The organism is Mesorhizobium sp. M1A.F.Ca.IN.020.06.1.1 (assembly GCF_004023265.1).
In the GTDB taxonomy this organism is placed as follows: domain Bacteria; phylum Pseudomonadota; class Alphaproteobacteria; order Rhizobiales; family Rhizobiaceae; genus Mesorhizobium.
The window spans coordinates 1-4098 of sequence record NZ_RZSR01000542.1 but is presented as its reverse complement, the minus strand read 5'-3'; the positions used below and the strand labels follow the sequence as shown (position 1 = coordinate 4098).

Annotated in this window: 5 protein-coding genes; 4 read left to right on the top strand and 1 reads right to left on the bottom strand. The window is 63.6% G+C overall.

The window, feature by feature from the left end; all coding sequences use genetic code 11:
- The coding region (locus EOA60_RS21845; protein ID WP_128311857.1) for an aldehyde dehydrogenase family protein at nucleotides 1-509 on the top strand (509 nt) is incomplete at its 5' end.
- Between the two features lie 189 nt (nucleotides 510-698).
- On the opposite strand, the gene EOA60_RS21840 is transcribed toward EOA60_RS21845, so the two are convergent.
- Nucleotides 699-1565, bottom strand: a complete 867-nt coding sequence (locus EOA60_RS21840) for a hypothetical protein (RefSeq protein ID WP_095823366.1) — start codon at nucleotides 1563-1565, stop codon at nucleotides 699-701.
- A gap of 333 nt (nucleotides 1566-1898) precedes the next feature.
- Between EOA60_RS21840 and EOA60_RS21835 the strand changes: the two genes are divergently transcribed.
- From EOA60_RS21835 to EOA60_RS21825, 3 genes are all read left to right on the top strand, one after another.
- Nucleotides 1899-2732: a GNAT family N-acetyltransferase gene (locus EOA60_RS21835; protein ID WP_095823365.1), complete on the top strand. Its 834-nt coding sequence runs from the start codon at nucleotides 1899-1901 to the stop codon at nucleotides 2730-2732.
- A 132-nt stretch (nucleotides 2733-2864) separates the two neighbouring features.
- Nucleotides 2865-3635 (top strand): SDR family oxidoreductase, encoded by a 771-nt coding sequence (locus tag EOA60_RS21830; protein WP_095823364.1) that lies wholly within the window; start codon nucleotides 2865-2867, stop codon nucleotides 3633-3635.
- Between the two features lie 34 nt (nucleotides 3636-3669).
- Nucleotides 3670-4098, top strand: a 429-nt coding sequence (locus EOA60_RS21825; protein WP_128311855.1) for an SDR family NAD(P)-dependent oxidoreductase, incomplete at its 3' end; no start/stop codon positions are given.

Sequence of the window (4098 nt, the reverse complement as noted above, 5' to 3'; positions counted from 1 at the left end):
ACAAGGCCGCCTTCGACAATATGCAGAAGGCGTTGAACGAAGCGGAAGCACATGGCGGCAAGGTGACCGGGGGCAAGCGGTTCGAGAACGGCCATCCCGAGGCTTACTATGTGCATCCGGCGCTCGTCGAAATGCCGAAGCAGGTTTCGCCGGTGACGGAAGAAACCTTCGCGCCGATCCTCTATGTGATGAAATATGCCGATTTCGACGAGGCGCTCGACCTGCACAATGCGGTCGGCGCAGGCCTGTCATCCTCGATCTTTACCCGCGACCTGCAGGAATCGGAGCGCTTTCTCGGCGTCGACGGTTCGGACTGCGGCATCGCCAATGTCAATATCGGCACGTCGGGCGCCGAGATCGGCGGCGCATTCGGCGGCGAGAAGGAAACCGGCGGCGGCCGGGAGAGCGGCTCGGACGCCTGGAAGGCCTATATGCGGCGCGCCACCAACACGGTGAACTTCTCCAAGGCCCTGCCCTTGGCGCAAGGCGTGTCGTTCGACATCGACTGAGGACATAGAGCGGTTCACCGTTCCACGGAAACGGCAAGCCTCCCTATCTCTTTGATTTGACAATTCCGGACGGAAGACCGTTTCACACTTTCCTGGAATTGCTCTGAGCGCCGCGTCATGGTCGAAGCGGCTCAACGGCGCGTCTCTTTGCGCGCCGTCACGGCAAGCTCGGAGCAGGCGCCGCGGCGCTCAGCCTTCGCTCGCGCCGGAAAAACTCGCCTCGAAGGCTGCGTCGACGATGGCGAGCTTGGCTGCCTGAACGGCCATATACTCGTCGAAGAACTGCCGCGACACCCACATGACGGAATGTCCGCGCTGGCCGACCCAGCCGATGCTGCCGAGCGCCTCGGCGTCGCGAAGCTTGCGCGCCAGATGCGTGCGCGAAAGTTTCAGCCAATGCGCAAATTCGCTGATCGAAATGACGCCGGTCGGAATCTTATCGAGGCTGGCGTCCTCCGGATCGATACCCGACATCAGCCAGTCCATGACGATGCCGCCATTGTTGAGCCAGATGAACAACGAGAAGGTTTGCTGGGGTTCCCGCACCGGAATGGATGCGAGCAATCCGTCGCAGATCAATGGCTGCAGCTTGGCCAGCATATCGGGGTGTTCGAGGAAAGTCGTCAGCCGGGCTCCGCCATCGATGCGGTCGAGCGTTCGCAAATGGGCATGGATCCAGCCGGTAAAGGTCTCGATGGTGGCCGCGGTCACCCGCAAGGGATGAGCTCGGCCATCGCCACGCGACGAAATGTATTCGGCGACGTTGTAATGGAGCATTTCCTTGACGAACGCTTCGGCGGTGTTGCGGCTGGCGACTGAATTGCGGCGCACGACCTCGATGAAACGCGCTACGGTCATTTCGGTGCGACGGTCATCGGGGTCGCGCCTGAAATGCAGCGCAAGTCCGACATGGCCGAGCAGCCAGCGCTGCTGAGTAGCAAAAACGGCGGCAAGGCGCGGGCTGGTTTCGTAGATATGGATGAGCGCGCGCGACTGCTCCTTGACACCGCGCAGAGCTGCCGGATGACTGGCGATTTCTTCGGCGCTCAGGGGCATTTCCTCGGGCACTCCATTCAATTCGAAGCAACGACCAAAGAAGATTCCCCGCCTTCCACGGTCGTGTCCAGTTACCCATTGGAACAACAGCTGATGTTTCGACGCGTTCTTGCTAACCCTTTGCATCGATTCGAAAAACCCGGATAATAATTCGCTCGACGGTCTAGCGTTCAATGGGCGGCCTCTTCGCCGAATCGGCGAAGGAGCATCGACGCTTGGGCTTCGTGAGTGGACAGGTCGGCAACGTCCAAAACCGGTCTTTGCAACCTGCTGGCGGCGACCTATCCTGGAGGCTTGAAATCCGTTGCCTCTAGGCCGCCGCCGAGTGAAGCCATGCCGAGAACGATCCGGACGCTGACCGCCAGCGAGGTCGAAACGCTCGTCGAGTGGGCGGCGAGGGAGGGATGGAATCCGGGCATCGACGATGCCGCCGCGCTCAGGGCTGCCGATCCTGAAGGGTTCATCGGGGCCTTCGTCACCGGCGAGATGGTGGCCGGCATCTCGGCCGTCGCCTATGGCGCGGAGTTCGGTTTCATCGGCCTCTATATCTGCCGGCCCGATCGGCGCGGTGAAGGCCATGGCAAGGCGGTCTGGGATGCCGGCATGGCTCGGCTCGGCGACCGCATTGTCGGCCTCGACGGCGTAGCCGAGCAGCGCGCCAACTACCAACACAAAGGCTTCGTGCCGGCTTATGAGACCGTCCGCTTCAGCGGTCGTCCGGCCCGACTGACCGGGGGTCGGGAAATCCGGTCCGTTGCCGCCGCCGAGACAGCCGAGATCCTGGCCTATGACCGCCAGTGCTTCCCGGCGCCTCGGGAGGCCTTCCTGCGGGCATGGCTGCGGCCGCCCCGGATCGCGATGATGTCCACTGGCTCGACCGGCCTTGCCGGCTACGGCGTGGCGCGCCGATGCCGCGAAGGTTTCAAGATCGGTCCGCTGTTCGCGGACGACATGGAGACAGCCCTGGCTTTGATGGCGGAACTGACGGGAAGGACGGCAGGCGAGGCGCTGCATATCGACGTGCCGGCCACCCAGATCGGCTTCACCGCCGTGCTTCAGGCTGTCGGCATGGTCCCCGGATTCACGACGACCCGCATGTATCGGGGCGGCAAACCAGGCAATGTGCCGTCGAAGGTTTTCGGCATCACGACGCTGGAGCTGGGGTGATCGCGAAGCGAATGGCTTCGGTGCTGTGATCATTGTTTGTCCGGCGTGGCGCATGCGAGATGTCTCTCCGACGTGGTTCGGATGCCGGACTGTGTCTCGCCGCAACGCTCATCGCACAGCGGAGGTTATCGAATGGCTGCAAGAACCGTCCTGATCGCGGGCGGCGCCGGGGGAATGGGTCTTGCGACGGGACTGCGCCTTGCGGCTGACGGTGAGCGGATCGTGCTCGCCGACCTTCCCGGCGCGAAACTCGACGAGGCCGTGTCAAGGATTGCCGCGACCGGTGCGAACGCGATCGGTCTGCCGCTCGACATCCGTTCCGTCGCTGCCTGCCGAGAGGTTGTGAACAAGGCCCGCGAATGGGGAGGCGGCCTGGACATTCTCGTCAACGCCGCCGGCGTCTGGCTCGAGGGAGCGGCAAGCGAGGTCCGCGAAGAGCAATGGGACCTGGTGCTGGACGTCAATCTCAAAGGTGCCTTCTTCCTGATCTCGGCCGCCATTCCGCACCTGTCGGCGGCGCAGGGCGTTATCATCAATATCGCCTCCGACGCGGGCATCGTTGGCAACAGCGGCGCGGCGGTCTATTGCGCCTCCAAAGGCGGGCTGGTGCTGCTGACCAAGGCTCTCGCCCTGGAGCTTGCGCCGCACGGCATCAGGGTCAACGCCGTCTGTCCTGGCGACACGGCGACGCCAATGATCGAGTATCAGGCAAGGACCTATGGCGGAGATGACCCGGACGGCTACAAGCGCAGGCTCCTTGGGCAATACCCGCAAGGGGAAAGAGCACGGTTCATCGGCGTGGAAGAGATCGCCTCCTTCATCCATTATCTTTGCCAGCCCGGCGCGGCGCCGATCACCGGGGCCGCGCTTTCGATCGATTTCGGCATCAGCGCCGGATACTGACTCGCGGCATTGGCGTCATCGCCTTGGAGGGCTCATGACCACGTTTCGCAAATCCCGCACGGCGCTGGTGACCGGCGCGGGCGCCGCCGACGGCATCGGCGTCGCGGTGGCGCGCGCACTCGGCCACGCCGGGCTTGCGGTCGCGATCACCGCCTCGTCGCATCGCGTCGAGCAGCGCGCTGAAGAGCTGCGGGCGGAGGGGCTCGACGTTCGTGCGGTGATGGCCGATCTGACGCGTGCAGCGGATGTCGAGCGGCTCTGCTCGGAGGTCGGCGAGATCGATATCCTCGTCAACAATGCCGGGATGGGAACGGTCGCTCAGCCGGCGCTGCAGCGGCGATTTCTCGATCTCAGCGAAAGCGACTGGGACCGCGGCATCGATGTCAGCCTGAAGACCACATTCCTTGCCACACGCGCATTTCTGGCCGGCATGGTAGAGCGCGGCCATGGACGCGTGGTGAAC

What these genes read in the sequence shown, in the direction of transcription:
- EOA60_RS21840 (WP_095823366.1), bottom strand. Translation starts at nt 1,565, where the DNA reads ATGCCCCTGAGCGCCGAAGAAATCGCCAGTCATCCGGCAGCTCTGCGC.
- EOA60_RS21835 (WP_095823365.1), top strand. Translation starts at nt 1,899, where the DNA reads ATGCCGAGAACGATCCGGACGCTGACCGCCAGCGAGGTCGAAACGCTC.
- EOA60_RS21830 (WP_095823364.1), top strand. Translation starts at nt 2,865, where the DNA reads ATGGCTGCAAGAACCGTCCTGATCGCGGGCGGCGCCGGGGGAATGGGT.